Source organism: Natronococcus sp. CG52 (genome assembly GCF_023913515.1).
GTDB lineage: Archaea > Halobacteriota > Halobacteria > Halobacteriales > Natrialbaceae > Natronococcus > Natronococcus zhouii.
Genome location: NZ_CP099391.1, coordinates 356,524 through 382,827, shown reverse-complemented (window position 1 = coordinate 382,827; position 26,304 = coordinate 356,524). Strand labels below are relative to the sequence as shown.

The following is a 26,304-nucleotide window of genomic DNA, read 5'->3' as shown; positions in this document are numbered from 1 at the left end:
CTCTCACTCGGCCCGCCACTCGTCCTCGAGGAGTCCGTACCAGTGTGTGTCCTGGAACTCGCCGTCGATGAACTCGGTGTCCCGGTGGACCCCCTCCTCGGTGAAGCCGACCGACTCGAGCAGTCGCCGCGAGGCGTCGTTGAACTCGAACACGCGCGCGGAGATCTTGTGGAGCCCGAGCTGGTCGAAGCCGTGCTCGACGAGCAGTGCAGCGGCTTCGGTGCCGTACCCCCGCCCATGGTGTTCGGGCGCGATCCAGTAGCCGAGCTCCGCCTGCCGCGCCTCCCAGTCGATCGAGTCGAGGCCGATCGTCCCCACCGACTCCGAGTCGGCGGCGATCAGGAGGTGGACGCCGTCGTCGTCACAGACGACGTTCTCGAAGAACTCGCGCTCCTGCTCGGCGTTGATGGGCGTCGATCGGCCGATCGGCCGCCAGATCCGCGGATCGTTGACCGCCGTCTGCAGGAACTCGAGGTCCGCCTCCTCGATCGTCCGGAGCGTCACGTCGTCGCCGAGCAGGAACGCGGGTCCGGGCATCGCTCGCTTCTCTCTCGCGCCGGTCGAAAAATCGTTCGGCGGTGTGGCAATCAGTGGCGCGTTAGTCGAGAACCGCGTCGAGATCCGCGGCGTGCGAGGCGACGAGGTCGCCGAAGACCTCGGCCTCGAGTCGTTCCTGCGTCTCTCGGTCGCGATCGTCCCGGAGGCGACGTTTCAGGACGGACAACGCGTCGGCCGCGTTCGCGGCGATCTCCTCCGTCACCGTCCGCGGGTCGTCCTCGAGTCGCGAGATCAGCCCCATCCGCAGCGCCTCTTCGGCGTCGGCGACCCGCCCGGAACAGGCGAGTTCGAGCGCGTCGCCCTCGCCGACGATCCGTGGGAGCCTGACCGTCCCGCCCCAGGCGCCGAACAGTCCGAAAGTGACGCCGGGCTCGCCGTAGGTCGAATCGGGCGTGCCGACGCGGACGTCGCAGGCGAGCGCGAGCTCGAGCCCGCCGCCGCGCGCCGGGCCGTCGATCTCGGCGACGACGACGGCCGAACTCTCCTCGATCGTCCGGGCGACGCGTTGTCCGAGCCGAGCGAACTCCTCGGCCTCTCCTCGGTCGAGATCGGCGACCTCCGCGAGATCGGCGCCGGCACAGAACGCCGGCCCCGCTCCGCGGAGAGCGATCACCGGCTCCTCGGCCTCGGCGATCGCCGCCTCGAGTGACTCGAGCGTTCCGACCGTCAGCGCGTTTCGCCGCGCAGGCCGCTCGATCGTGACGATCCGGAACGAGCCGTCGTCGTCAGCGTCGATCATGCCACGACTCTACCGGGCGTTTCCAAAGGTCTTTGCCTCCTCCCTCGTAACGGCCCCATGATGGAACAGGCCGACAGATGTCGGCGGGCGGCCGTCGAGGCTGTCGCGGACGTCGAACCACCGCGGTTGCACGACTTCATCGAATCGACGCTCGATGACGCATCGATGCTTCCTGGTGCACTCGCACTCGAGAGCGCCACAGCGGTCGCGTCCGAGGCGACCACCGTACGCGACGAGACGGACGAACGCGACTCCGCCGAGACCGACGGCGTCGTCACGCACGCGGCCGGCGTCCAGCTCATCTACGAAGGACTCCGCCTCACGCGATCACTGGCCCACTCCGAGCCGTGGACCGACGGCGGCCAGGACATCGACGGCGACCTCGAGATCCTGGCTGCGGATATCCTCGTCGCCCGCGGATTCTACCTCCTCGCTCGCACCGACGCCGCCGGCAAGGCGGTCCGGACGGTCCAGGCGTTCGGCCAGGACCAGACTCACCGCCTCGACGACCGTGATGACAGCGGCGACGTCGTCGATCCGGCGAGCCACGACGCGAACCTCGAGCGCGACGTCCTCGAACTCGCCGTCCTCGCCGGCGCCGCCGCCGTGGACGAAACGCCGTCCGCAACGCTCCTCGAGACCGTCGAGGAGCTCGCCGCGACCGCCGGAACGTCGTTCCCGCCCGCCGAGCACTGTCTGATCGGGCCCGACTCGATCCCGTCCGAGTGTTCGATCGAGGAATCCACGACCGATCGGGCGACCTCCGCGACGGATAGCTAACTGCGCTACGGTAACCCACGCCCGGTGGCGAATCGAAACCCATAAAGAGGACTCGAGTCAACGAGAAAGTACGCGCCTGGGTAGCTTAGCGGTAAAGCGCGTCCTTGGTAAGGACGAGAGCCCGGGTTCAAATCCCGGCCTAGGCTCTTATAATTTTGTTGATAATACCGCGCAGAACCTTCTCTTGAGAATTCTCTGAAGAGGGATCCAAGCGTTTCTAGATGAGATAGTCAAAGTAATTCTATGGAATCCATCTCGTAGAAGACGACACTATCGGCTCGCGCGAGTTCTCGGCCCAAAATTCAGATCGCCGCCTCCATTGAAACCGTATAGTATTGATAGATTCTCGGTAGCCGTATTACGCACAGAGAGAAGCTACTCAGAAAACGATTCCTTCACACCGAGAGCGTGTTACCAGATTGGACCCGACTGCTCTTCGAGTGATTTGGAATCCGCTCTGACCGATGCGTAGACGCGCTCGGCCCACTCGCGCGCAATCGGCGCGTCCGTATCGACGAACACCTGCATAAGACCGGTTGCCTCGTCGTAGCCCCCGATCCCGACGCGGTCGTCGAACAGCGCGAGGCCGTACGGCAGGTTTTCGCGCGTTCGGAGAGTCAAGTGTCCGCGATCGATCGCCTCGCGGGCGCGCTCGGGGTACGTCTCGAAGAGTTTCTCGACGATGTGCGGCAGGTAGATGATCTCGGTGTCGGTTTCGTCGAACACCCGCTGGTGGAACTCGCCGAGGACCAGCGGTGCCATGTGCGTCGTGTTGAACCCCCGGAATGTCTCCGACTCGTTGACGAGCGCGACGAACCGCTCGACTGGTTTGTAGGGATCGTCCGATTCGGCGACGGTGATCGTCGCATCCACGAACGGTTCGAGGATGAAGTCCCGGTGATCCTCACAGACCGCGTCCAGAAGCGGCGTCATTCTGTGTGCGGTCCGGACGTTCGCCTCGAACCGGAGGACTTCCTCGGCGATGACTGCGCCGCGCCAGGTCAACTGGAATCGGCCATCGACTTTCTCGACGAAGCCCTGCTCGTCGAGCCACTGCGTGTAGCGGTGGCTCGTCGCCCGCGAGATGTCGAGGCGCGCTTCGATTTCCCGCCGATCAAGCGGTTCCTCCAGCAGTGCTTCGAGGACGGGACCGTGCCTGACGATGTCGCCGAGGAGGTCCGTATCGATACGATCACCCGCGGCGTCCAGACGCTGGCCGAGGTAACGACGGTTCCGTTCGTTTTCCAGAATCGCCTCTAAGACCGGCGAGCCCGGGGGTGGACGACTATCCCCGTCCGATCGGTCGTCTTGGTCAGGCACCATGTGACTCACCCTCTAGACAGAGGGAGGCGCTGATAGTAACTCTATCCGGTACCCGATCCGAAATTCGTCTCACCACCTGAAACGGTACTCTCGATGCCGAATGCTACTCGACGGGTGAGGTCAACATCCGTGCGGTCGTCCGCTCCTGTATGGCACGACTAGCCATCCCCATCGAACAGATCGAACAGTTCGAAGCAGGATTCCACGGCGATCTAATTTGTCCTGACGACGTTCGAAAGAGCTTCGCTCTTTCGACTCCATCAGAACGGCGCAGCCGTTCTGAGGACGCTGCCTACGACGACGCGCGTGCAGTGTGGAACGGGATGATCGACAAGCGTCCGGGCCTGATTGCCCGATGTCGTGGCGTCGGCGACGTCATCAGCGCGGTGAACTTCGCGCGCGAGAACGATCTGCTGGTGGCGGTTCGCGGTGGTGGCCACAACGTCGCCGGGACGGCCGTCTGCGACGACGGCCTCGTCATCGATCTCTCCGAGATGCGGGGTGTGTGGGTAGACCCTGACGCACGGACAGCGTGGGTCCAGGCCGGTGCCACGTGGGCGGATGTCGATCACGAGACGCAGGCCTTCGGTCTCGCAACGCCCGGCGGGGTCGTCTCTGAGACGGGCGTCGCGGGACTGACGCTGGGAGGTGGCATCGGTCACCTCCGCTGCAAGTACGGCCTAACCTGCGACAACCTCGCCTCCGTAAATCTGGTCACGGCAGACGGTGGCTACCTGACCGCCAGCGAAGACGAAAACCCGAACCTCTTCTGGGGCCTTCGCGGTGGCGGCGGGAATTTCGGGGTCGTTACCGGCTTCGAGTTCGACCTCCACCCGGTCGGGCCCGAGGTGGCGACCTGCCTCGTATTCTATCCGGGGGGCCGAATGCGCGAGTGTCTGCGCGCGTACCGCGAGTACGTCGCGTCAGCACCCGACGAAGCCAGCACGCTCACGTTGTCGGGTGTGATGCCCGATGAGGAACTCTTCTCCTCGGACGCGGTGGACGACACCAAGATCGCCATCACGGGCTGTTACGCGGGGTCGGTCGAGGACGGTGAGCGCGCGCTCGCGCCCCTGCGGGAGATCGCTGAACCGATTGTCGACTTCAGCGGGACGATGCCGTACGTGGACTACCAGCAGCTCTTCGACGAGGACTACCCCGACGGGATGCGCTACTACTGGAAGTCGCTGTACCTCGACGGTCTGTCGGACTCCGCCATCGATCGAATCGCTTACTGGACCGATGTAGCACCGTCACCACTCTCGACGGTCGATGTCTGGCAGTTGGGTGGCGCGATCGAACGAGTAGACGTCGAAGACAGTGCGTTCGCGGGACGGCACGCTCCCTTCCTGCTCGGCGTCGAAGCGAACTGGGAGTGCCCGGAGGGCGACGACGCGAACGTCGAGTGGGTGCGTGACTGTCTCGACGACATGCGCCAGTTCTCGGACGGGTCGGTGTACCTGAACTTCCCGGGATTCCTCGAAGAGGGCAACGACATGATGCGGGCCACGTTTGGACCGACGTACGAGCGGTTAGTCGCCCTGAAAGACGAGTACGACCCGACGAATCTGTTCAGCCTAAACCAGAACATCACGCCGTCCGGAAGCGCTGAGGCCGACGGAGGAGCCTACCATGAGTGATTGGGAGTCGGAATCCCCGGCCGTCGGATGCCGCTTATCGACAGTCTGGGTCGTACTACTGAGTATAACGGTGGTATGTCTGAGCGTCCTACTGGTCGTTCCCGTCCTCGGCGAGTCCGGGCAGGCTGTTGCCACGGTTGGTTACGTGCTGGCTGAAGCACTCGTGCTGTACGTCGGATACGGGGCACTGGCGCGGGTTGCTAGCCCGGCCGCTCGTGAAATGCTCGTGAGTACCTGACCATGGAACCTCTTGGCCTCGGTATCCCGATGATCGGTCTCTTCGTCGGGTTCGGCCTGCTCATCGGCGTCCTCTTTGGGTTCTTCGGGATGGGAGGCTCGTTCCTCGTGACGCCAACGCTGTTGGTGATCGGATATCCGGCCCCGGTAGCTGTCGGGAGCGGACTCGCGTTCGTCTTCGGCACCAGTGTTATCGGTGCGCTCAGACACCGTGATCACGGTCAGGTCAGCTACACGCTGGCGGCGGTGATGATTCTCGGAATGACATTCGGCATCGAGGTCGGCACCCGGATCGTGTTCCTGCTTACGGATTTCGGCAGCGCTGACTTCGTCATCAGCGCGGCGTACGTTGGCCTTCTGGGAGTTGTCGGACTCGTTGTCCTCCGAGATGCTCGTACTGACGGTACCGAAACGGGAACGGGCCGAGTTGCTACCGAAGTTCAGTCCATCACACTCCCACCAATGATGTCGCTACCTGGCGGTGCGACCGTCTCGGTGTGGGTTATCCTTGCTGTTGGGTCGAGTATCGGCATCCTCTGCGGATGTCTCGGTGTCGGTGGAGGATTCCTTCTGCTCCCCGTCATGGTCTACGGGTTCGGCATTCCCACAGCAATCGCTGCTGGAACCAGCATCCTCCAGATTTCGATTTCGGGTGCGTTCGGGACGTTCGTCTACGCCCAGTCGAACGCCGTCAATATCCCTGTTGTCGCCGCGTTGCTCGGCGGGAGCGCGCTCGGCGCTCGCATCGGTGCAGGTGCGACGCGTCTCGTAAACGAAGCTGACATCAAGGGATACTTCGCTGGTATGCTGCTCGCTGGGAGTATTGCCACCGCAAGTAAGCAGGTGAGTGCGGTATACGGCGTCGAGACGCTTGAGACAGCGAGTGCAGCCCTCGTCTTCGTAACTGCAGTTCTGGTCAGTGGTGCGGTCGTCCACGCGTCGGTCGATTCGCTCAGGAAGAATCGAGAACATGGGTCGCCACGGACCCACTAACTACGAGCATAGCTTCGACTGATACTACTATAGAGGCCGAACGGTAGGCTGCCCGCCGGCCTGTCGTGGTTTCTGCAGCAATATTGCTGGGTGTTTTCGTCGAGCTAATAGAAACTACTGCCCCCCGTGACAACGGCTAACACAACACGCGTCGTAACCGGCCAATGGCGCCTGCACCGATGCCTCGGTACTGGAGGAGGTTCTGTCGTGCTGGGCGCAGCGACTAGAGGGGATCCTATGGCAACAACAGTAGCGATCAACACGGAAGCAGTACAACGCCGTTGCAGCGTCAAGAACAGGGGGCGAGATGTCTGACTCCATCGTGTATATCGACCGATCGGTAGTGCGCGACGGGAAGTTGGAAGAACTCAAACCGGCGATGGCGGAGCTAGTGGATTTCGTCGAGACCAACGAGCCGGAGATCCTGGCGTACGACGTCTACTTCAGCGCCGACGGAGATCGGATGACCGTGATGCACAAGCACGCTGATCAGGACTCGTTGAAATTTCACATGGAGGTTGCGGGTCCGAAGTTCCCCCCAATTGGCGAGTTCATCGAACTCGAATCCATCGACGTCTATGGCCACATTGGCGAGGACCTCACCCAGGAGCTGAGGAACAAAGCCTCAGAGTTGGGAAGCGGACGTGTCTTAGTCCACGAACTTCACCGAGGTGTCGATCGCGTTCCAGACGATTGAGTCGAAGAGTGGTCGTCCGATCGGCGATGTACAGTTCGAGTGTACGATTAGGGACGGTGGGTCTGAGCCTCGGCGGCCGTGTCCACCCGAATCCCCGTTTGCATCACTGTTTTCAGACCCCCGAATTCGAACGCCTCACGCCTCAAATGATCATTCGCTCGATAGTCGAACCGAAGCCTATAGCGCCCATACATTTGTGGCGCAACAATCGCCCGACAGCGCCATCTATTCTGCCAGATCTTGCTACTCGAACGGTCAGTGAACTTGGTACAGCTCTCGCAAAATCAATAGACAATCCCGGCCTAGGATATTATAATTTATTGATATTTCCGTTCGAAAGCTTCTGCTACGGAGCCTCCAAGAGACGATTCCGACATGCTCTGACTGAAATATAGAGTGAGAAATCCGCTATCGATTCGAGATGAACTGTCTCTACTATACTGGCAGCAGGGGCAGTCGATCGCGCGCAACGGATTCTCGGCTTCTAACCCGTCTGGCTCTCGCTAGGGTTCGATCAGTAACCTAGACAGTTCCGGTGCGACGAATCTGTCTGGCTACGTATAGTAGCCACTGAAAGTCAGCGCACACCCGATCGCACAGCTGTCGTGTGATCGGTGTGTAAATCGTTTCAGTTGGTACTATAGTGCCGCGTGATTTCTAGCTTGTCTGGTTTAGTTCGATCGGACCGTGACGATCCGAATATTAGCGCACGAATGATTTTCTCGAAACAGAGGTAGAGTACCGGTTCGAATATACCCGAATATCCAGAGGGTATACTGTAGTCAAACGAGTATTTCGCCCACATCTGGCTCAATAGCTAAGCCCGATCCTCCCCTAACCGTATGCATGCGCGAATACTCCGTTCTCTTCACCTACGAACGAGGTGTTCATCCGGTCAGAGATATCTATATCGACCATCCGGAAGTGGTGGCAACCGCCCTCGCTATTTCAGCATCTCCGGACACCGGATGGAGAGTTGAACGCATTACGGGACCTGAACGCGCGCTTGATGCGCTCGAAACCGTCTACCTCAATCCGGATATCTGCAACGAGTGCATCTGGCCACATCCGGCCTGTGACGCCCGGGTCGAGTACGAGGTGCTCGAACACGAACCGACCACCCGCACGGTCTACCATTCAACGGCCGAGGAGACCTTCTGTTACTCCGTCTCCGCGCTCGCCGTCGCGACCCTCGGTGACGGGCTCGTGTTTAATGCGACACAGCGCGGACCGCACTACGAATGGCGCGTCCTGATTCCCGCCAACCGAGACCTCGGCGTATTCCACGACGCGCTCCAAAGCGACCTTCCAGACGACGTTACCCTCACGGTTCGCCGCGTCGGGACGCCCGAGCAGTGGCAACACACTAACCGAAGCAACGGGACGGACATTCCCTACGAACAGCGCAAAGCGCTCGAAACCGCCGTGCGCCTCGGCTATTACGAGTATCCGCGCAAGGCGACGCTCGAAGACGTCGCCGACGAACTCAACCTGCCACTGACGACGCTTCGGTATCGACTTCGTCGCGCCGAAGCCTGGGCAGTTACGATAGCTCGAGGAACCACGCTTCCTGCCGGTCAGATCTCCGATGAGCAGGACGTGACCGCTGTGTCAGCTACGCAGTTCGATGAAGACTAACCTACCACTGAAACGTCTGATCAATCATCTGACCGCAATCGGATCTATCATCCCTCCGCTCGGCGAGTGACCGCGACACTGAGGGGAGACAGCGGCGCGTCTGCAAAGCGGAATTTCCCTCATTACTGTGCGTATATCTGGCCCACTCGGTTTGTAATAGTGCAAATGCAGTGCTATCGATGGACCGTGCGTACGGATACTTGCAGATGACGAAACCGAGCAGGCAGAGACGGATGGTACGGCGGGAATTCGTCATTGGAGACGTGAACGAGTGCACGCACCCTACCGGTCACCGCACGTACCTCGGCAACCAGAGTGCCACCGCCTTCTATCAGTGTCAGCGGTGTGAAGTGGTACTCATCAGCACCGCTCAGGGACGCCGTTCATCGGATGAGGAGAACCACAGCCGAAGGTCGTGATAACGATGATTGCGCGCATCTGGCACGGAGAAACGCCTGCATCGAAAGCAGGCGAGTATCTCGAATTTACCGAACAACGAGCGATTCCGGACCACGAGTCGGTCGAGGGGAACCGTGCCGCGTATCTCCTCCGTCGGATCGAAGGCGACGAGGCGCATTTCTTCACGCTCACGTTCTGGGAGTCAGAAACGGCGATAGAGGCGTTCGTTGGCCCTGACATCGAGATAGCGAAATACTATCCCGAACGAAGACTTCCTGCTGGAGTTCGAACCGACGGTCAGACACTTCGATGTGTATCCGGCAACGTAGCCACGCTGCTGAAAAGGTAGAATAAAAGAGAGTAATATGAACAACCACAGCATCGAATCAACTGGCGTACAGACCGACCACGAGGTCGGAAAGACTTTGATTCCAATAGACGGTTCATCGGAGGCCGATGAGGCATTCGAATTTGCACTTGAAACGTTTCCTGAGACAGAGATTACGGTGCTGCACGTCCTTCGGCTTCCCGAGGGGTACTGGGCAGCGTTCGTAAAATCTGAAGAGCAATTCCCCCGGTACGAGTCGTTGGTAAGTGACGCAAAGACGCTGTTAGAAGTAGCTCAAGAGAAAGCATCCGAAAAGGGGCTTGAAATCAGGACGATGATGGTATCGGGAAAACCGGCTCAGACGATCGTCGAACAGGCCGTCGGTGGCAGATTCGACCAGATCGTTATCGGAAGCCACGGCCGTCATGGACTTGCTCACCTGTTGTATGGAAGCGTTTCCGAAAGCGTTGTTCGTCGGTCACCCATTTCAGTGATCGTAGTGCGACGCACTGAAGAGGCTCTCGGCAACGAAACGCCGCCCGCGATCGCGACGCGTGACCGACCAGAAAGAGCGTGACATCATTGAAATGTTCCTTGACGGGATGAGTGATCTTCGAATACTATTCGGAGGGAGTAGTTACTCGTTCCCGACTCCTTACGTAGTCGGGCCTTGTTTAGACCCCGGATAGAAGTCGTCCCACCAGAGACCATGGGTGAACAACGGAGAACGAGTGGAGTGTTCCCGTTCTATTCACAAGTGGTATTTCTATCTACCTGGACACTCAGTTATTATGGTACTCTTCTCACGAATTCGACTGGGAACCCCGGTCCAGGCACTTCTCGTTTTGTTGTACCTCTCTACACGATTTTCTGTTGCGGACACGCTGAGTGGCGCTTACAGAGCCTAATCGTGGATCCTCCGACCGTTTTGAAATAAGGTGGATTTGTTAACTGAATTTCTCGATGAGGCGTTCACCTTCCACGAAGTGGAAGCCGTTACGATCCGCGGACGAGTTCGCGGAGACTGGCGAACGTTCCCGCCCCGTCTCGTCGTTGAGCATCTCGCAGACGACCGCGGCCGGTGGCAGGTTCGCCGCCTCCGCTAGCAGAAGGCTGAGTTCCGTGTGTCCCTCCCGGTCGGCCACCAGGTCCGGCGCCGCCCGCAACAGGTGAACGTGGCCGGGCGTGCGGAATTCGGCAGGGAAATCAAGCGTCTCGGGGGCTGCAGCACCCGCCCCGATGGTAGAGACGGTGTACGCGCGGTCTTCGTCGGTGATGCCCGTGCGGGTGTCGCGGTGGTTCACCGCGATCGAGAACGACGAACGCTCGTCGTACTCGAGGTCGTGGTTCGCTGTCGCGGGATGGTCTAGTGTCTCCTGAAGGAACGGCAGGCCCCACTGGCGGGCCACCCGGTCGGCCAACGCGACACAGACGAGCCCACCGGCGTCGTTGCGCAGCCGCGTAACGGCACCCGGCGTGACGGCGTGCGCCGGATAGACGAGGTCGGTCTCACCTTCCCGGTCCGTGGCATCGTGAATCAACACCGGGTCACCAGCCCGGAACGCGGCGACCGCATCGTCAACGTCGGTCGGCGACTGGCGACTGCTCACGGAGAGAGATGGTCGTCTTCCCGCTCTCTCCGAGGGCGGCAGTTCCGTCTTCCGCTCGAAACGACTCATGTTGCTGGCTCGATGTTCTGGTTCACGTGGAAGAAGTTCTCAGGATCGTACCTCGCCTTGATTTCTTCCAACCGATCGTAGTTGTCGCCGTAGGTGGCTCGAATCCGATCCCGTCCCTCCTCCATCATGAAGTTGACGTACGATGCACCGGCCGAATGCGGGTGGAACGCCTCCCAGTAGTCGCGGGCCCACTCGGTGATCAGGTCGCTCTTGTCCGGATCCCGATCGACGCCGAAGATGACCATCGACCAGGTGACATCACGATGATCCCAGGCGGTTTCGTTCCCGTCCACGCGATGGACGGCCCCGTCGATGGGATAGAGGTGCATCCCCGACTGTGGCGTCGGCACTTCGGCAAAGCGCTGATGTTCGGCGATAGCGTCGTCGGTCAGTTCGTTCACGAAGTCACCCTTCCAGTACCACTGGTCGCCTGGCGGGTAGAGATCGTCGAACATGCTCTGGAGCGCCGGATACGGCATCTCCCCGACGTGTTCGAACAGCGGCTCGGCGACGTCCCGGGCCGGTTGAATCACGTCTTCCACCCGACTCTCCGGCCCCAGATAGCACCACACGAGCCCGCAGACCTTCTCGCCGTGGATCTCTTCCGGGAAGGGATCACCCGGCACCTCGGCGGTGAGATAGACCGCATAGACGTCCTCCGGTGCCTCCGGCAGCCACTCCCGATACCAGCGCATGGTGTCCTCGAGCTCTTCGATCGGCCAGAACATCGGCCCAGCGACGACCGTCTCGACCGGATACAGCTGGAACTCGAACGAGGTGACGACGCCGAAGTTACCGCCACCGCCGCGCAGTGCCCAGAAGAGGTCCGGGTGTTCGTCCTCGGTCGCGTGAACCAGTCGACCGTCGGCCAGCACGACGTCTGCACTCACCAGATTGTCGATGGTCAAGCCGTACTTGCGGCTCAGATAGCCGTGACCGCCACCGAGGGTCAGTCCGCCGACGCCGGTCGTGGAGATGACCCCGCTGACCGTCGCCAGTCCGAAGGCGTGGGTGGCGTGATCCACGTCGCCCCAGGTGCACCCGGGTTCGACGTGGACGGTCTTCGCTTCGGGGTCGACGCGGATGCCGGTCATGTTCGAAAGGTCGATTACTAGCCCGTCGTCGACCGTGCCCAGACCGGCACCGTTGTGACCGCCGCTGCGGATCGCCGTTTCGAGGTCGTGTTCGCGCCCGAACGTCACGGCTGCGAGGACGTCTGCGACGTTGGCACACCGGGCGATCAGTCGCGGGTGCTTGTCGATCATCGCGTTGTAGATTGCGCGCGCGTCGTCGAACTCCGGATCGTCGGGTTGGATCAGCTCGCCTCGGAGGGTTCCCGATAATCGCTCAATCTCCGCGTCGTCTTTCGTTGCTGTTGCCATGGTTTCTTCTCTCCCGTTCCCCTTCTGGAGAACAGTTGTCGGCTCCCAGCCACGCGCGTGACGTGAGCCACGCTAGCTACCACTGCGAGGGGGAGATAGCTATCTAGTGGCATGCCGGCAGCCGCTGACTTCTGTGCAGACGATGCAATGTGTCACTCCCCTTTCATGAGTGCCTCCGCTCTTCGGATCGTCTCTTCACTTGCGCCCGTCGCCAGCACTCACGCACGCCGATGCGACACTCCTCTGTAGATATTCGACTCGGTGAACGCCGAGGGCGCGCTGATATCAGAGCAGGTAGATCGGCGACACCGGACTCGGCGATAGTACGGGGCGATGGGACGCTGGAGTTCTTGTCGATCTCGGACGTTCGTTACCAGTTCTCCGTGCGCCGGATCCGGGAGAGTAGTGCTCTCCCGTTTCGTCGGAACGACACACCGATAGCCCCGCTGGCGTACTGATCGACCCGAACGAGGCGGTTCACTCGTTCGTCGGTGTCTGTGACAGCGAGGATAGGGGCGGGAACACCTCCCGCAGCCCGTCCGGAAGCGTCGTGCCGTCGAGTTCGGTCGCGACGTCTACTTCGGCGATCGCCTCGTCCACCGTCTCCCGACGCTGGAGGGCAGCAACCTGGTAGAGATAGGCGATTCGAAGCAGCCGGACGGCTTCGTCGACGTCGGCATCCGACTCGAGGTACTTCGTAACCCAGCCGGATTCGGGGAACAGGTGGTGTTTCGACGCGAGTCCGCTCGCGACGACGATGTCGCGCACGCGCTTCGGAAGCGGGATGTCGACTTGTTGCCGACCGTGAACGTGACCGAGTTCGCGGCCGTCGAGGGTGAACTCCCTACCGCTGAGTCGGTGCGGAGCGGCCTCGATTCCCGGCCAGGACGTGACGAGGGGTTCGATATCGGTTGTCATCCCCTCTAGAGAGGGGGTATCGGGAGATGAGCTGATCGGGTGGGCGAGACGCGAGAGACGGCTTTCCGGTCGGTGAAGTAGCGGAGAGTTCTCGCTTCGAAACCCGTTTCAGCCGGTACGGTAGCTCGAACCGAGCAGTTGCTACCTAACTCGAAGCCTCAAAAAATCGATTACACCGTGATGTCGCCTCGAGGCGACAGGAGTCAGATTATAGGCGCTCGACGTTCGTCGCGCGCGGGCCCTTCGGGGCCTGTTCGATGTCGAATTCGATCTCGGTACCTTCAGTCAGATCCTCGCCGCCAACGTCTTCCATGTGGAAAAACACGTCGTCGTCAGCATCCTCAGTCTCGATGAATCCGTAGCCGCCTGTGTCGTTGAAGAAGTCAACCTTACCGTTTGCCATTACGACCAAATAAATATCGAGTGTACGGTTAAGGGTTCCGTATCTGTCCGCAAATCCCTCCCGACAGAGTCCGAGCACCCACTTATGGTCGTTTCTAATCGACGTTCGGCCACCTGTCAGAACTTATTCGGGCAGTGCCGTCCGATTCGTCGCAACGGTGCGGTGGTTCTGTAGTATCCACACTTGCAGCAGTTGGCAACCGACCGCGTGCTCGCTCGCGGCGTCGGAAGACGGACTCCGACGGGGTTTTTATGTCGCCCCCGCGGTTGGTAGGTGTGGATTCTAACGATGTTCGGCGCCAGTGGGAGGAACGGTCCGGAGCGTACTCACCGGAGTACTACGCCCACTACGGCCCGAACGAAACGAGTGACGTGATTCGTCGTACGCTCGAGCGGTTCGCCGACCGGAGCGCGCCGATTCTGGAACTCGGCTGCAGTTCGGGGCGCCACCTCTCGCATCTCCGCGAGCACGGCTTCGAGAGTCTGGCAGGGATCGAACTCAACGAGGAGGCGATCGACGTGATGGAGGACGCCTATCCCGGTGTCGCTACCGACGGGGAGTTCTATCTGGACGCGATCGAAGACGTCGTCGGCGACTTTGCTGACGACCAGTTCGGCGCGATCTACTCCGTGGAGACGCTCCAGCACCTCCATCCGGACGCCGAGTGGGTCTTCGAGGAACTGTCCCGGATTACGGACGATCTGCTCGTCGTAGCGGAGAACGAGGGCGAAACCGATCGAACGCGGTCGACCGAGCCCGACGTGAACTACGTCGACGACGAGTTCCCCCTCTACTACCGCAACTGGAACGGGATCTTCACCGAACGGGGCTTCGACGAGGTTGCTTCGGAACCCGGCAAGCGGAACACCGTCCGAACGTTCCGAACGACATCGAACCGAACCAATCGCTGAGTAACTGGTCGAGTACGGCGGTCGAGTTCCGTGGACCTGGCCCACGATGCAATCCGCCTACCGCCGACAGTTAAGCTACATATCGGCCGGTTCGACTTTAACGATAGTTCTCCTCACGCCGACGAACCGTCAGCGCTATAGTAACAACTGAAACGATTTACACACCGATCGCACAGCCGTCGTGCGATCGGGTGTGCACTGACTTTCAGTGGCTACTATAGTTCTCGAGTAACTCCCGCCTCGCGTCACGTCGACTCGAGACTGTACGCGGCGTTCAGTACCGTCGCATCGTCGAAGCGGGGGCCGACGAGCATGAGACCGACGGGAAGCCCGTCGACCTCGCCCGCCGGAACGCTCACCGCGGGGTGGCCGGTTCTGTTGAACGGCGTCGCGTTGTGGACGATATCGGTCTCTCGAAGGCGATCGTACTGATCTCGGTCGGGTTGGTGTTCGGGTGGTTTCGTCACCGCCGTCGGCATCGCGAGCAGGTCGTAACCGGCGAACACCTCGTCGTAGCGCTCCGTGAGTTCGACGACGAGGTTCATACCGCGCGCGTAGTACCGCGAGTGGTACTCGCGGTTCGTGTACGCGCCCATGAGCAACAGCAGTTTGAGCCGAGCGGGGAAGTCGTCGCTCTGTGCCCGCCGGTACTTGCCGAACGACTCGACCCAGGACCGGTTGTACCACGCCTTCCAGCCGTGGCCGAGTCCCTCGCCGATCATCGCGTCGAGCAGCCCCTCGGAGGTACAGACGTCGTGGATGTCCTGCGCGTCGGCGTGCATCGGCACGGAGACGTCGTCGATCGACGCGCCCTGCTCCGCGAGCCGATCGATCGCCCCCCTCGAGGTCGCGAGGACGTCGTCGTTCGCACCCGATCGATCGAACCCTTCCTCCAGAACGCCGATCGAGAGATCGGAGACGTCGCCGTCGAGCGCCTCCTCGTACCGTTCGACGGGTACCGCGCCGGGCTCTCGAAGGTCTCGTTCGTTGCTGCCCGCGATTTCCGAAAGGATGCGAGCGGCGCTCTCGGCGTCGGAGGTCATCGGACCCGGATGATCGATCGCGTGCTCGATACCGATACAGCCCGTGTACGGAACGAGACCGTATGTCGGCTTGTGGCCGACAATGCCGCAGAACGCCGCGGGGACGCGGACGCTGCCGCCCTGGTCGGAACCGATCGCCGCGTCGACCTCGCTCCTGGCGACGGCGACCGCGCTGCCGCCGCTCGAGCCACCCGCGAGGTAGTCGTCGTCGTGGGGGTTCAGGACCGGGCCGAAGGCGCTGTGACCGGTCGACGTCATCGCCATGTCGTCCATGTTCGTCTTCCCGACGACGTCCGCACCCGCTTCCAGAAGGCGCGTGACGACGGTCGCGTCGCGGTTCGGCACGTACCCCTCGACGACCTGCGATCCGCAGGTCATCTCGACGCCGGCGACGCAAACGTTGTCCTTGATCCCGATCTCCCATCCGTCGAGATCGCCGCCGTCGTCGCCGGCGACGAAACACTGCGTCACCCACGCGTTGTGCGGATCCTCGTCGCTCGAGACTCGTCGCCCCGAACTCCGTTCGCGACGCTCGGCACCCCCGAGGCGCGGTTCCGGATCGTAGGAGAGAACAGTCTCGTACGATTCCATCCGTCGTTCGGCCATCTCGGCGAAGAATTCGAGTTCCTCGTCGGTGAGATCCAGATACAGTTCCTCCCCGAGTTCGTCGAGGGCTGCCTTCGTCGGTGGCCGCATAGGCATACACGGCCAATCGTTCGTCCGGATGAAGTGAACGGCGGTGGCACTAGCAAGCAACGGGTACCGGTCGCGGTCCCGTCGCTTCCGGAGGTCGACGAGCGGAGAGAACGGGTAGGGATGCCCGGGCGACGTTACCGCTCGAGGGCATCCGAGACGGGTCACGTCGGATCGGGCGGTAGCTCAGAGACGTTTCAGTCGAATTTCGTCGTCGGTGATCGCTTCGACGTTACGCTGGTCGAGCGAGTACGTCTCCTCGTCGGCATCGCCCCAGCCGAGCTGGGACTTGAACCTGTCCGTGATCCCCGGATCCGGATCGACGTAGGCCGTCCCGTCGTCGACCTCGCTGACGATCCCGATATCGTCGCCGTTGTCGTTAACGACGCGCTTTCCCTCGTCGTCGCCGGTAAAGGTTGCACACATACGCATACTCATCAGTACGTGAAATTGTATAACCTCCGCAGGAAACTGCAGGGATCCACTGCGCGAACGGCGTGGAACGAACGTCGTCCGCCGTCGATCGCCGAGGCGAACGTTTTCGTCGCTCCGGCCCTGAGGCCCACCGATGACACGACTGGTCGAACTCGAGGAAACCGGGCCGCGGAAACTCGATCCGTCGGACATCGACGGCGAAAAGGGCGACGTCGCGGTCTGTCGGTGCGGGCTCTCGGACTCGTTCCCGTTCTGCGACGGGAGCCACCGGGAGACGCTCGACGAGGACGAGGGGACGGTGTACGTCTACGACGACGACGATGGCGACCGGTCGGTCGTCGAGCGAGTCGTGACGGAAGACGACGGAGACGGACGAGACGACGAGTAACGCCGGTCGAGCGGTCACCCCTGCGTTTCGTTTCGGCGACGAGCGACGACCTCTCGAACCCGATCGGCCCGGTCTCGGTCCGCGACGAGGAGTCCGTCGTCGACGGTCGGATGAGGAGAAATTGATCGGGTCTTAGTCGTCAGAAAATGCGTTATCCGCCAGAAGAAAGCCTAGAGTCACCCCCCATTACAGCGGGGAATAACGACGCCACACGGTTTCTGGAGTTTGCAGCGATCCCCTACTGATACTGTCGGACAGAAGTCAGTGAGAAGTCGGTCGCGAATGGTCGCCCGTCACCTTCGGAGACGGCTGAGTTCGAGCGACCGATCTTCAAATAGTTTCGTCCGACAGTATGACGAGCTTGGAACGAAGTCGACAGTACTCGTCTATCCTGCCACCTCCAGCGACAGTGACTGACAGAAATCTCCACTTGCCAATCCGGTTCGGAAGACAGCCCGTATTGGCTAACGATTACACGGAACTCGTCAATAGTCGATATCGACGCTCGTCCGATTGAGGCCGATGTCTTCGTGGCTGGTCTCGAGTTCGTACGTACCGTTCTCTAGGCCTGCGAACTCGGTCGAGCCACCGGCCGGCACCTCCTTCGTCTCGTCGTATCCGTCGGGTCCGGTCACCGTGACGTTCACCGTCTCGTCGTTGTCGTTCGATACCGTTATCAGGCCTCTCCCGTCGACACACTCCAGGTCCACGCGGAGGTCCACGAACTCCGCCTCGGTTGGACAGTCGATCTCGACTGCCGTCCGCTCGAAAACGAAATCGTCGCGATCAGTCTCGAGGTGATACTCACCGTCGTCGAGGGGTTCGAACTGGCCGACGTCGTGCATCTGGATCTCGATCGTCTCCTCGTATCCGTCGGGCCCGGTCGCTGTGACGTTCACCACCGCCTCGTTATCGTTCAAGACGATGATCCGTCCCCCGTCTAAATGGCGGGGACAGCCGTGTTGCACTCCGAGATTCTTGAATTCCGCTGGTCCCTCGGGCTCCGCCTCTTCGTCATCGTCCGATTCCGCACCGGCCGCGGTGCTCGACGCCAGCGCCCCGCCGGCCAGCGAGACGCCGCCTATCCCCTTCAGGAAGAACCGTCGGTCGAATCGATCGCTCACGGTCAGGTCCTCGTTGTCGCGTCCCGCTGAGTCTGTCATACGCTTCACCCGTTACGGATAGAGGGTATATCTATGAGTCTGATAAGACGGGGTCTCGGCGTTCTGAATCGTGGAGATATCAATCAGAAGATGGATTCTCGGCGTTCTAAATCGTGGAGCTATCGATTTGCTGGTGGCGTTTCTCGCCAGCGTCCGCTCGGCGACCGGGACGCTATTCGGCACCGAGTTTGTGATGCCCCAGGAGCTCGGCGATCACACCGTCTTCGGCGACCAGGGTTTCGTGGCGCTCGCTCGGGAGCGCGAGTAACGCGGGTTCGGCTCGAACCGATCTCGCAGCCGCCAGGCGGCGTACACCAGGGCGGGTCCGGTGTCCATGCTCTCGGGTTCGACCAGCACCCCCGCACCCGGTGCGTAATCGTGGGCCGCATCGACGTGCCCCTCGGTGGTCAGGACGCACCGTTCGTCGGTAAACTGGACGCTCGAGCGTCCGGGAGAGCAGCGACCGGTCGCCACCCAGCGTGAGAAACTGTTTCGGCCGCCCGGGTCGACTCGCCGGGTAGAGCCGGTTTCCGGTGCCGCCGGCGAGGATGCAGGCGACGACGGGGCGATCCATCGGCGGTCACCAGGTTTCGATCCGACCCTCGCGAACGTCTTCGACGCAGCCCTCACAGTCCGGATGACCCGCGTCGTAACAGGCCGGCCGGTACTGCTCGTCGAGTAGCGCCGCTCGCCGTTCGGCGTGGCGGCGACAGACGATCTTGGCCCGGTTTTGCTCGTCTGTGGGCAGTCCGCGGGCGTTCCTCGCGGACTGGTAGGCGCTCCGGGCCTCGTCGAGCTGTCCGTCGCCCGATTTTCGGAACGCCTCGTACTGTTCGCCCGCCTCCCGGAGCTTCGTTCGAATGAATCGCTCGAGCCGGCGACGATCCGCCATCGTCGTCTCGTTGGGGAGCGGGCCACATAGTCCCGTCGCCGGCGCCCTCGAACCCTCTTCGCGCCGACGGCACTCGGACGGGCGACCATGGAGAAGGGTTTTTTCGCTTCGTGTTGCACGCTACCTATGGCCACTGAACAGTCCCGGGAGAGCCGTCACGACGAGATCGACGCGATCCTCGAGCGAAAGGAAGGCGGCGTGCGGGAGACGCGCGACGAGGCCGACAAGTACACGGTCGTCGGCGCGGCCAGCAGAGAAACGTACGCGAACTGGTTGACGCCCGTCGAGGAGCACTTCGTCTGCCACCGGAACGACATGCCCGACGCCGACGCGGGTTCCTGGAGCGTGTCGCTGACAGGCCACCTCGAAGGAGGGTACTCGCTGTCCGAACTCAGAGACGAGTTCCCGACCGTCGCGGTCGCGCACACGATGGAGTGTGCCGGAAACGGTCGCGGACAGCACCGACCGGAGACGGGAAGCGTCCAGTGGGGGTGCGAGGCCGCCGGGACGGCCGTCTGGACCGGAACGCCGATCAGTTCCGTGCTGCGCGGCCAGCCGGAGAACGCGGCCGGCGGGACGTGGCTCACGGCTATCGGCGGCGATCCGTCGGACGGCGAGGACGTCTTCGCGCGGTCGATCCCGCTCTCGAAGGCGCTCGACGACTGCATCCTCGCCTACGAGATGAACGGCGAACCGCTGCCCCGCGAACACGGGTTTCCGGTTCGGGTGATCGTTCCCGGCTGGTACGGCGTGAACAGCGTCAAGTGGGTCGAAGAGCTCCGGCTCATGGACACGATGGTCGTCGAGAACTCCCTGGATCGGCCCGGCGAGCACGCCTACTGGCAGCAGGAGGCCTACCGGATCCACCCCGCCGGCGTCGAACCGGAATCGAACGAGACCGTCGAGACGGGCGATACGTGGGAACAACTCGAGACGGGCGAGCCGACGCATCCGTACACGTTCGACCAGACCGTGATGTCGATCATCGGGGCGCCGGACGGCGAATCCGCCGTCACCCTTCCCGAAGACGGGACGATCGAGATCACGGGCGTAGCGTGGGCCGGCGACGACGACGTCGATCGGGTCGAGGTTTCGATCGACGGCGGCGACGCGTGGAACACTGCGGAGCTGTTCGGCCCCGACTACGCGGGCGCGTGGCGCCTGTTCCGGTACGACTGGGACGCGGTTCCGGGGGAACACGTGCTCGTTTCGCGCGCGACCGACGAGCGGGGACGGCAGCAGCCCATGCGAATTTCGAATCCCGACGCCTGGCGAGACGCGCTCGAGGCCGAGGAGTTCCCCTGGAACGAGGGTGGTTACGCGGCGAACGCCGTCCTGCCAAACGCCGTCGAGGTCGACGTCGTACCACCGTAGCTGATCGGGGTAATCCGGCGCTAATCGCCGATCAGCGGAACCGTCCGCGAGCGCTCGAGGTTCACTTTCACCCCGGTCCCGGCAGTTTAAATACGATCGGGAGCGAAACGTGGTATGCCTCCCGATGAAACCAAGGAGGAGGCGTGACACAATGAGCGACGTACGACAGCACGCGGACGACATACACGACCAGTTTTCGGACCACATCGACGTCAGCGTCGACGACGTCGAGGATCGACTGACGACGCTCGTCGACGAGTACAAGGTGCCGATCGACGAGGCACGCCGGAGCGTCACCAACCACTACCTCGAGGAGGCCGGCCTCGAGCGCGAGGACCTCTCGAGCGGCTCGAGCGAGGCCGCACAGGTCGAGGACGTCGACGAACCCGAACAGTGGATCGACCTCACCGCGAAGGTCATCGAGCTGTGGGAGCCCCGGAGCGACTCCGTCGCACAGGTCGGCCTGCTGGGCGACCCGACGGGGACGATCAAGTTCACCAAGTGGGCAAAATCCGATCTGCCCGCACTCGACGAGGGCGGCGTCTACGAACTGCGCAACGTCGTCACCGACGAGTACCAGGGCCGGTACTCGGTCAAACTCAACAGCACGACCATCGTCGAGGAACTCGACGAGGAGATAGAGGTCGGCAACGACACGAGCGAAATCGAGGGCGCTCTCGTGGACATGCAAAGCGGCAGCGGTCTCATCAAGCGCTGTCCGAAGGACGACTGCACTCGAGTACTCCAGAACGGCCGCTGTAACGAACACGGCGAGGTCGAAGGCGAGTTCGACCTCCGCATCAAGGCCGTCGTCGACGACGGACTCGACGCCCACGAGGTCATCTTCGACAAGGACGCCACCGAAGGGCTGACCGGGATCAGCCTCGAGGAGGCCAAAGATATGGCGATGGACGCGCTCGACACGACCGTCGTCGCCGACGAGATCCGAGACCAGATCGTCGGCACCTACTACCGCATCGAGGGCCCGACGTTCGGCCGCTACGTGCTGGCCGACGACGTCGAGGAGTTCGACGGGCCGGTCGACGCCGAACAGCTGCTGATCAAAGCGAGGTCGATGTAACATGTCCCAGACAGAACTCACCCGCGAAGTCGCGCGTCGCGCCTTCGCCTCCGAATTTAACGACTCGACGTACACGTTCAAGGAAAGCGACGACGAACGCGCACCCAACTACGCGCTGCTTCCGACGGGAGACCGCGCGAACCGCGTGTTCATCGTCGGGACGCTCACCGAGACCGAAGACGTCGGCGAGGACAGCGAGTACTGGCGCGGCCGCGTCGTCGACCCGACGGGGACGTTCTTCGTCTACGCCGGCCAGTACCAGCCCGAGGCGGCCTCCGTCCTCCGCGACACGGAGCCGCCGGCCTACGTCTCGATCGTCGGCAAACCTCGTACATACGAGACCGACGACGGAAGCGTCAACGTCTCCGTCCGTCCCGAGTCCATCGCGGTCGTCGACGAGGACACCCGCAGCCGCTGGGTCGTCGAAACCGCCGAGCGAACCCTCGATCGCATCGAGGCCTTCGAGGAGTGGGAAGCGGAGCAGGAAGCCCCCGAGAGCGGCTCGACGGCACCGACGAACGAGTACGCGCAGATGGCCCGCGAGCAGTACGATTCGCCGGTCGTCAACTACCGGAACGACGTGATCCAGGCGCTCGAGAGCCTCGAGGAGATCGAGGACGCCGAAGCGACGGCCTGAACTGAGCACGGATCCGACGGCGCTTCCGATTTTTCGATCACTCCGACCGAACAGCCTCGATCATCGTTCGAATCGCGTCGAACTCGTCGTCAGCTACCTCGTGGCCGACGTCGGCGCAGCGTCGCTCGATGACGTCGCCGCCGGCCCGGTCGAACGTCCGCGCGGGTTCGGTGACGCGCTCGAGGTTGATCCCGGGGACGTCGGTGAGCATGGGTGGACGGGTGGGGCCGAGGCGGGTAGCCTGTCCGGCCGGCCGAACCCGGAGCCGAGGTGAACCGGGGTTGGCCCCGGTAGGAGCGCACGGGTTGCGTGTCTGACGAATCGTTAAGTATCGTGGCCGACGAACGTTATCGCGATGGGGAACAAGAACAAGACGATCTCGTTTCGCGTAAACGAGGACGCCTTCGAGGCGTTACAGGACATCGCCGAGGAGCGCGACATCTCGTTGTCCGCGGTCTTCCGAGACTACGTCGACCTGCTCGTCGAACACGACGGCCAGGTCGCCGTGGTTCCGGAGGCCGATCTCGAGGCGAGCGAGGCGGACGCGGACGAAGACCTCTCCTTTCCCCCGACGATCGAGGTTCCCAAGAGCTTCATCCGCGAACACGAGCGCCTGGAACTCGAGGCCGATCACCTGCGCGAACAGCTCGACGAGTACAAGGCCTACGTCAACGAACTCCAGGACCGACTCGAGGACGAGGAAGACGAGGTACTCCTGCTCGACGATCTCGACGACGCCGACGGCCCCTCACAGCTCCGTTGAGCGTTACTTCGCGAGGTCCCGTTTCGTCCGCCGGATCTCGTCGAGCGTTTCCTCCGTGCCTTCGACTCGCGCGAGCCCTTCGGCCGCCTCGAGCGTGCGGACGCCGTTGTCGAGAAACGACAGGACGTCGCCGGAGTAGGCGTAGACCATGTAGTCGTCGGTCATCACGTCGACGATGGCGTTCGGTCCGAGCCCCTGCGCGCGGAGTTCGAGCAGGTACCGGACGAACTTCCGCTCCGGACAGCCGCAGTAGGGGTTGTTATCGCAGGCGCAGTCGAGGAAGTCACCCGAGAAGTCGAGCACCCGCTCGCGGGTCGCCTCGTCTAACTTCTCGAGGCCCTCGCCCTGGAAGAGCACGTCAAGCGTCGCTCCCTTGAACGCCCCCTTCGGGATGTTCGTCTCGAGCTGGGAGCTGAGCTGGCGGTGATTCTTGACGTAGATCTTGTCGGTGATAGCCACGCGTTGACGGTCCTACGGCCGTCCGGCCAAAAAGCGTCCCGGTTGCGCGGTTCGGAACGTGCGCGGTTCGGAACGTGCGCGGTTCGGAACGAACGAAGTGAGTGAGAACCGCGGAACGCGAACGGGGAGCGAACGCGACCCGTGAGCACGGAGTTGGAACCGCGGAACGCGAACGGCAAAGCCGTGAGCGGAAGCGTGACGATCGAAAACGTGCGGTACGGAGTCGCACATCCCCGTCCTCGAGTCGTAACGTATTTTAGGCCAACCGCATGTAGAAGTAAGTGTAAGCGTGTCCGGGTTGGGGTAGTGGTTATCCTTCAGCCTTGTGGAGGCTGAGACGCGGGTTCGATTCTCGCACCCGGACTTTTTCACGACGACTGAAAGGGGGAGTGAAAATGCCGGAAGGCGAGATCGAATCACGCGAGACGAGCGGAGCGAGTCTCGCAGTCGGGTTCGATTCTCGCACCCGGACTTCCTGCGGCGAACAAATCCGTGAGCCGTAGGAGTCGTCAGAGAATCGAATCAGGGAGTGAAGCGAGCAACGCGAGCGGAACGACCGTGGTTCGATTCTCGCACCCGGGCGGCAGCGGGCTTCCGTCCGGTTTCACAGATTCTCGTACGTACACGCGCGGCAACACGAGGTGATAACGGCACAAACGAGCGTCCTGCTCGCGCGAACGCTGCGGATACCACGTCCTCCCCAGCCGATTCGCTCGCTCACGCCGTTCGCTCACTCGTCCCTCGCGCGATTTCGAGCCGCAGTTCGCCGTCGGCTCGCTGGGGCTCAGCACACGCCACTGCAATAGATCCGTCTCGAGAAACGCGTCCGAAAAGGGAGTGGCCTTATAACGGTGCACCGGCCAGCACGAGCGTCGCCCGCTCGTCACCGGTGTTGTGGATCTGGCGGGGCTTCTCGGGATCGAGACGAATCGCGTCACCCGACTCGAGAGCCGCCGTCTCGTTCTCCAGTTCGACGTCGACGCTCCCTGCGACGACGTAGTAGACCTCCTCCTAACCGGTCTCCGCTTCGTCGTGTTGCTTTCCCTTGCCGCCGGGTTCGAGTTCGAGCACCGTCAGTCCGAGGTGGTCCGTCTCGAGTGCGTCCTTCAGGAACCACGTTCCGCCGAACTCGTCCGGAACGACCGACTCGACGTCCGCTTTCGACGCAGTATCGTAGCCCATACGCGAGCATCACACGAGTCACCCTCCTAAAGGCACTCCTCGACGCGAACAACACCTACCGTCGAGGGGGACGTAGTCGGTGTCGATGCCCGGTTCCGAAGACAGCCTCGAGTGTCCCACCTGTGCTACCGTCGTCGACCGCGACCCGGACGAAGACGATGGGCGGTCTCGATCCGACGGCGTGGCAGACGTTCTGTTGTCCGGACTGTGAAACGCGCCTGAAGACGGTGTTCGTCGGAGAATGACGGCCGCAGGCTCTCGCGTTTAGGGACTCCAGCCCGTACTACGCGTATGGCGGACGCCCGACTCGGCGACGTGCTCGACGCGCCACAACGGAACGCGGCCCTCGGCTGGATGCTCGTAGCCGTTCTCGCCGTGCTGGCAGTCACTCACGGACTCGACGGCTCCTATCGCTGGTTCGTATTTACGGGATTTGCGGTCCTTATCGTGCTCGCCCCGGCGGTCGCGTTTCGAGACCCGCTCGTGATGCCACCCTGGGAACTGCTGGTTTTCGTCCTGGTTCCCGTCGCCGACGCGACGATACTCGGCGAGTCACCCCTAACGACCGTCGCCGTCTACATCGCCGTCGCCGCGATTGCGCTCGTCGTCGCCGTCGAGATCCACCGGTTCACGCCGGTCCGGATGAACCACACGTTCGCGGTCGTCCTGGTCGTGCTCACGACGCTCGCCGTCGCCGGGGCCTGGAACGTCGCCCAGTGGCTGTCGGACGCGGCGCTCGGAACCGCGTACGTTCTCGACGGGCGCTCACAGGACGCGGCCAACCGCGCGATGATGATCGACTTCGCCTACGCAGCGGTTGCCGGGCTCCTCGCCGGCGTCGTCTTCGATCGGTACTTTCGGGGACACACGGAGGGCGTCGCCGAGCGGCAGTCGACTCGACTGAAATCGGCACCCGACGGCGAACCCGTCGCGGTGCCGTCGTTGCTCCGCGATCGGCTGGACGTTCCCGACCGGACCGTCCGGCGACTCGCTCGCGTCCTGCAGGTGGCACTCGCCGTCCTCCTGCTGTACGGCCTCCTCCGTCGCGACCTGACGACGATCGCGAACGCCGCGATCGCGCTCGCGATTACGTTCCTGCCGGCGCTCCTCGAGCGGGACTACCGGCTGCCGATCGAGCCGGGACTCGCGTTCTGGCTCACGGCAGCCGTCTTCCTCCACGTGCTCGGTTCGGCCGGGTTCTACGGGTTTATCGGTTCGTGGGACAGTCTGACACACACGATCTCCGCGTCGATCGTCGCCGCGGCGGGGTACGCGGTCGTCCGGGCCATCGATCTTCACACCGACGAGGTCTACTTTCCCCCGACGATGCTGTTCGCGTTCATCCTCGTGTTCGTCCTGGCGTTCGGCGTCGTCTGGGAACTCATGGAGTTCGCCATCGACGAGAGCGCACAGCGACTCGGGGTCCAGGCGGTCGTCGCCCAGCACGGTATCGACGATACGATCGTCGACCTCCTGTTCGACCTCGTCGGCGCCGTCGTCGCCGCGGTCTGGGGTTCCTTTTACCTCACCGACCTCTCCCGGCGTATCGCGAGCCGATTCGACGGGTGA

The 26,304-nt window shown here is 62.4% G+C and carries 30 protein-coding genes, 2 tRNA genes and 2 pseudogenes; 19 read left to right on the top strand and 15 right to left on the bottom strand.

The annotated features are described in order from the left end of the window. Positions 1-3 precede the first annotated feature (3 nt). Both NED97_RS01985 and NED97_RS01980 read right to left on the bottom strand, forming a co-directional pair. Positions 4-537, bottom strand: coding sequence for a GNAT family N-acetyltransferase (locus NED97_RS01985; protein ID WP_252489055.1), 534 nt, complete (start codon positions 535-537; stop codon positions 4-6). A 61-nt stretch (positions 538-598) separates the two neighbouring features. Continuing rightward, positions 599-1,297 carry an enoyl-CoA hydratase/isomerase family protein gene (locus NED97_RS01980; protein ID WP_252489054.1) on the bottom strand — a complete coding sequence of 233 codons (699 nt, stop codon included), beginning with the start codon at positions 1,295-1,297 and terminating at the stop codon, positions 599-601. Between the two features lie 60 nt (positions 1,298-1,357). On the opposite strand from NED97_RS01980, the gene NED97_RS01975 reads away from it, so the two are divergent. Further along, positions 1,358-2,077: a DUF7114 family protein gene (locus tag NED97_RS01975; protein WP_252489053.1), complete on the top strand. Its 720-nt coding sequence runs from the start codon at positions 1,358-1,360 to the stop codon at positions 2,075-2,077. A 74-nt stretch (positions 2,078-2,151) separates the two neighbouring features. Further along, positions 2,152-2,223: transfer RNA gene (locus tag NED97_RS01970), tRNA-Thr, on the top strand. Between the two features lie 265 nt (positions 2,224-2,488). Here the strand turns inward: NED97_RS01970 and NED97_RS01965 are convergent. Further along, entirely contained in the window at positions 2,489-3,400 is a 912-nt protein-coding gene (locus tag NED97_RS01965) for a helix-turn-helix transcriptional regulator (RefSeq protein ID WP_252489052.1), read from the bottom strand. Positions 3,401-3,549: 149 nt separating this feature from the next. On the opposite strand from NED97_RS01965, the gene NED97_RS01960 reads away from it, so the two are divergent. The 7 genes from NED97_RS01960 (at position 3,550) to NED97_RS01935 (ending at position 9,909) form a co-directional block, all read left to right on the top strand. Next, complete coding sequence (locus NED97_RS01960; RefSeq protein ID WP_252489051.1) at positions 3,550-5,040, top strand: FAD-binding oxidoreductase; 1,491 nt, start codon at positions 3,550-3,552, stop codon at positions 5,038-5,040. A gap of 91 nt (positions 5,041-5,131) precedes the next feature. Further along, positions 5,132-5,278: a DUF7512 family protein gene (locus NED97_RS23430; RefSeq protein WP_455429870.1), complete on the top strand. Its 147-nt coding sequence runs from the start codon at positions 5,132-5,134 to the stop codon at positions 5,276-5,278. A 2-nt stretch (positions 5,279-5,280) separates the two neighbouring features. Next, the gene (locus NED97_RS01955; RefSeq protein ID WP_252489050.1) at positions 5,281-6,270 is read left to right on the top strand and encodes a sulfite exporter TauE/SafE family protein; all 990 of its coding nucleotides are present in this window, start codon (positions 5,281-5,283) and stop codon (positions 6,268-6,270) included. A gap of 307 nt (positions 6,271-6,577) precedes the next feature. Continuing rightward, a complete protein-coding gene (locus NED97_RS01950; protein WP_252489049.1) occupies positions 6,578-6,967 on the top strand; it encodes a putative quinol monooxygenase in 390 nt (129 codons plus the stop codon). A gap of 846 nt (positions 6,968-7,813) precedes the next feature. Continuing rightward, positions 7,814-8,605: a helix-turn-helix domain-containing protein gene (locus NED97_RS01945; protein WP_252489048.1), complete on the top strand. Its 792-nt coding sequence runs from the start codon at positions 7,814-7,816 to the stop codon at positions 8,603-8,605. 424 nt (positions 8,606-9,029) lie between these two features. Then, positions 9,030-9,353, top strand: coding sequence for an antibiotic biosynthesis monooxygenase family protein (locus NED97_RS01940; protein ID WP_252489047.1), 324 nt, complete (start codon positions 9,030-9,032; stop codon positions 9,351-9,353). Positions 9,354-9,369: 16 nt separating this feature from the next. Beyond that, entirely contained in the window at positions 9,370-9,909 is a 540-nt protein-coding gene (locus tag NED97_RS01935) for a universal stress protein (protein WP_252489046.1), read from the top strand. Positions 9,910-10,279: 370 nt separating this feature from the next. Here NED97_RS01935 and ribB read toward each other — a convergent pair whose 3' ends face one another. The 4 genes from ribB to NED97_RS01915 all read right to left on the bottom strand — a co-directional run bounded on the left by ribB (position 10,280) and on the right by NED97_RS01915 (position 13,714). After that, positions 10,280-11,011: a 3,4-dihydroxy-2-butanone-4-phosphate synthase gene (gene ribB, locus NED97_RS01930; protein WP_382205641.1), complete on the bottom strand. Its 732-nt coding sequence runs from the start codon at positions 11,009-11,011 to the stop codon at positions 10,280-10,282. Further along, complete coding sequence (locus NED97_RS01925) at positions 11,008-12,393, bottom strand: FAD-binding oxidoreductase (RefSeq protein WP_252489044.1); 1,386 nt, start codon at positions 12,391-12,393, stop codon at positions 11,008-11,010. The genes ribB and NED97_RS01925 overlap by 4 nt, the downstream gene beginning before the upstream one ends. Positions 12,394-12,870: 477 nt before the next feature. Then, positions 12,871-13,311: a luciferase domain-containing protein gene (locus NED97_RS01920; protein WP_252489043.1), complete on the bottom strand. Its 441-nt coding sequence runs from the start codon at positions 13,309-13,311 to the stop codon at positions 12,871-12,873. A 208-nt stretch (positions 13,312-13,519) separates the two neighbouring features. Continuing rightward, complete coding sequence (locus NED97_RS01915) at positions 13,520-13,714, bottom strand: cold-shock protein (RefSeq protein ID WP_252489042.1); 195 nt, start codon at positions 13,712-13,714, stop codon at positions 13,520-13,522. Positions 13,715-13,989: 275 nt separating this feature from the next. Here NED97_RS01915 and NED97_RS01910 point away from each other — a divergent pair, with 275 nt between their 5' ends. Next, positions 13,990-14,625 (top strand): class I SAM-dependent methyltransferase, encoded by a 636-nt coding sequence (locus tag NED97_RS01910; RefSeq protein WP_252489041.1) that lies wholly within the window; start codon positions 13,990-13,992, stop codon positions 14,623-14,625. A gap of 245 nt (positions 14,626-14,870) precedes the next feature. Here the strand turns inward: NED97_RS01910 and NED97_RS01905 are convergent, their stop codons facing one another. Next, positions 14,871-16,370 (bottom strand): amidase, encoded by a 1,500-nt coding sequence (locus NED97_RS01905; protein WP_252489040.1) that lies wholly within the window; start codon positions 16,368-16,370, stop codon positions 14,871-14,873. A gap of 177 nt (positions 16,371-16,547) precedes the next feature. Further along, positions 16,548-16,787, bottom strand: a complete 240-nt coding sequence (locus tag NED97_RS01900; RefSeq protein ID WP_252489039.1) for a PRC-barrel domain containing protein — start codon at positions 16,785-16,787, stop codon at positions 16,548-16,550. A 142-nt stretch (positions 16,788-16,929) separates the two neighbouring features. Between NED97_RS01900 and NED97_RS01895 the strand changes: the two genes are divergently transcribed. Beyond that, the gene (locus tag NED97_RS01895; RefSeq protein WP_252489038.1) at positions 16,930-17,184 is read left to right on the top strand and encodes a CDGSH iron-sulfur domain-containing protein; all 255 of its coding nucleotides are present in this window, start codon (positions 16,930-16,932) and stop codon (positions 17,182-17,184) included. A 485-nt stretch (positions 17,185-17,669) separates the two neighbouring features. On the opposite strand, the gene NED97_RS01890 is transcribed toward NED97_RS01895, so the two are convergent. Then, on the bottom strand, positions 17,670-18,347 hold the full coding sequence (locus NED97_RS01890) for a hypothetical protein (RefSeq protein WP_252489037.1): 678 nt from the start codon (positions 18,345-18,347) through the stop codon (positions 17,670-17,672). Positions 18,348-18,417: 70 nt separating this feature from the next. Between NED97_RS01890 and NED97_RS01885 the strand changes: the two genes are divergently transcribed. Continuing rightward, positions 18,418-18,615 (top strand): hypothetical protein, encoded by a 198-nt coding sequence (locus tag NED97_RS01885; protein ID WP_252490669.1) that lies wholly within the window; start codon positions 18,418-18,420, stop codon positions 18,613-18,615. On the opposite strand, the pseudogene NED97_RS01880 reads toward NED97_RS01885, so the two are convergent. Both NED97_RS01880 and NED97_RS01875 read right to left on the bottom strand, forming a co-directional pair. Continuing rightward, a pseudogene (locus NED97_RS01880) lies at positions 18,583-18,921 on the bottom strand (sugar phosphate nucleotidyltransferase); the annotation flags it as partial. The gene NED97_RS01885 and the pseudogene NED97_RS01880 overlap by 33 nt on opposite strands. A gap of 6 nt (positions 18,922-18,927) precedes the next feature. Next, a complete protein-coding gene (locus tag NED97_RS01875) occupies positions 18,928-19,239 on the bottom strand; it encodes a DUF7091 family protein (RefSeq protein ID WP_252489035.1) in 312 nt (103 codons plus the stop codon). Between the two features lie 126 nt (positions 19,240-19,365). On the opposite strand from NED97_RS01875, the gene NED97_RS01870 reads away from it, so the two are divergent. The 3 genes from NED97_RS01870 to NED97_RS01860 all read left to right on the top strand — a co-directional run bounded on the left by NED97_RS01870 (position 19,366) and on the right by NED97_RS01860 (position 22,331). Then, positions 19,366-20,613 carry a sulfite oxidase gene (locus NED97_RS01870; protein ID WP_252489034.1) on the top strand — a complete coding sequence of 416 codons (1,248 nt, stop codon included), beginning with the start codon at positions 19,366-19,368 and terminating at the stop codon, positions 20,611-20,613. A 151-nt stretch (positions 20,614-20,764) separates the two neighbouring features. Then, the gene (locus tag NED97_RS01865; RefSeq protein WP_252489033.1) at positions 20,765-21,694 is read left to right on the top strand and encodes a replication factor A; all 930 of its coding nucleotides are present in this window, start codon (positions 20,765-20,767) and stop codon (positions 21,692-21,694) included. Position 21,695: 1 nt separating this feature from the next. After that, on the top strand, positions 21,696-22,331 hold the full coding sequence (locus NED97_RS01860) for an RPA family protein (RefSeq protein WP_252489032.1): 636 nt from the start codon (positions 21,696-21,698) through the stop codon (positions 22,329-22,331). 37 nt (positions 22,332-22,368) lie between these two features. Here the strand turns inward: NED97_RS01860 and NED97_RS01855 are convergent, their stop codons facing one another. Further along, positions 22,369-22,542 (bottom strand): hypothetical protein, encoded by a 174-nt coding sequence (locus tag NED97_RS01855; protein ID WP_252489031.1) that lies wholly within the window; start codon positions 22,540-22,542, stop codon positions 22,369-22,371. A 144-nt stretch (positions 22,543-22,686) separates the two neighbouring features. Between NED97_RS01855 and NED97_RS01850 the strand changes: the two genes are divergently transcribed. Next, on the top strand, positions 22,687-23,094 hold the full coding sequence (locus NED97_RS01850) for a CopG family transcriptional regulator (protein WP_252489030.1): 408 nt from the start codon (positions 22,687-22,689) through the stop codon (positions 23,092-23,094). 3 nt (positions 23,095-23,097) lie between these two features. On the opposite strand, the gene NED97_RS01845 is transcribed toward NED97_RS01850, so the two are convergent. Next, a complete protein-coding gene (locus tag NED97_RS01845) occupies positions 23,098-23,553 on the bottom strand; it encodes a DUF5814 domain-containing protein (RefSeq protein ID WP_252489029.1) in 456 nt (151 codons plus the stop codon). A gap of 292 nt (positions 23,554-23,845) precedes the next feature. Here NED97_RS01845 and NED97_RS01840 point away from each other — a divergent pair. Then, positions 23,846-23,917: transfer RNA gene (locus NED97_RS01840), tRNA-His, on the top strand. Positions 23,918-24,396: 479 nt separating this feature from the next. Here NED97_RS01840 and NED97_RS01835 read toward each other — a convergent pair. Continuing rightward, positions 24,397-24,735, bottom strand: a pseudogene (locus NED97_RS01835) (cupin domain-containing protein). Positions 24,736-24,820: 85 nt separating this feature from the next. Here NED97_RS01835 and NED97_RS23065 point away from each other — a divergent pair. Continuing rightward, positions 24,821-24,946: a hypothetical protein gene (locus tag NED97_RS23065; protein WP_256493422.1), complete on the top strand. Its 126-nt coding sequence runs from the start codon at positions 24,821-24,823 to the stop codon at positions 24,944-24,946. An 80-nt stretch (positions 24,947-25,026) separates the two neighbouring features. Continuing rightward, complete coding sequence (locus NED97_RS01830; RefSeq protein ID WP_252489028.1) at positions 25,027-26,304, top strand: hypothetical protein; 1,278 nt, start codon at positions 25,027-25,029, stop codon at positions 26,302-26,304.